Origin of the sequence: Xenorhabdus sp. Sc-CR9 (assembly GCF_963897815.1) — a bacterium.
Classification (GTDB): Bacteria; Pseudomonadota; Gammaproteobacteria; order Enterobacterales; family Enterobacteriaceae; genus Xenorhabdus.
The window spans coordinates 1-670 of sequence record NZ_CAWQTY010000103.1 but is presented as its reverse complement, the minus strand read 5'-3'; the positions used below and the strand labels follow the sequence as shown (position 1 = coordinate 670).

The following is a 670-nucleotide window of genomic DNA, read 5'->3' as shown; positions in this document are numbered from 1 at the left end:
CCCAGATGGCTGTCACTGAAAAACAGGGTTTCATCCTCAAACCAGAAACTGATCCCCTCTTCCGCCGCCAATCGGCTGAAAAACCCATAGTCAGATTCCCGTTTCTGGGTCACATATTCTCTGTCCTGATGCGGATCATAGAGCTTTGAATCAGCACGGACTTTATGCTTTTTCAACAGACTATTCAGGATGGCAGGCACATTCTGCTGATGGAAAATCCGGCTGTCCTGATTAAGCGTCAGGCGCCAGAGGGCAGGCCGCACCGTCACGGTATACAGGGTTTTATTACCATCAGTGCCTGCCCAATCAGCATGGGAAACGATGCCGGTGATTTTGCGTTGCAGTGTTGCACCGTTAAACACCTGCAACACTGCTTCCTGCATCAATAGTGTGGTTAAATCGATCTCCGGCTTTGGCCGAAAGGGATTATCGGGCAGGGACTGAACCAGTGTCAGATTGAGGGTAAACAGTTCAGATAACCCTTCCTGAAGGGAAAACTCACCCACGGCAAAGATAGCTTCAGGCAGCCCCGCTATCTGAAATGTAAAGCGTAATCCGCTTTTGGCCGCCGTCAGCCCGTTCATGATATTCATCCTATTTTGCTCCTTGTCATGATGGTTGAACAATTACATCTCCATGCGTGCCCCATAGACTTCTTTGAATTCCCACA

Annotated in this window: 1 protein-coding gene; it reads right to left on the bottom strand. The window is 49.3% G+C overall.

Translation table 11 applies throughout. The annotated features are described in order from the left end of the window. Positions 1 to 593, bottom strand: a 593-nt coding sequence (locus tag AACQ81_RS04755) for a contractile injection system protein, VgrG/Pvc8 family (protein ID WP_272903151.1), incomplete at its 3' end; no start/stop codon positions are given. Positions 594 to 670: the final 77 nt, after the last annotated feature.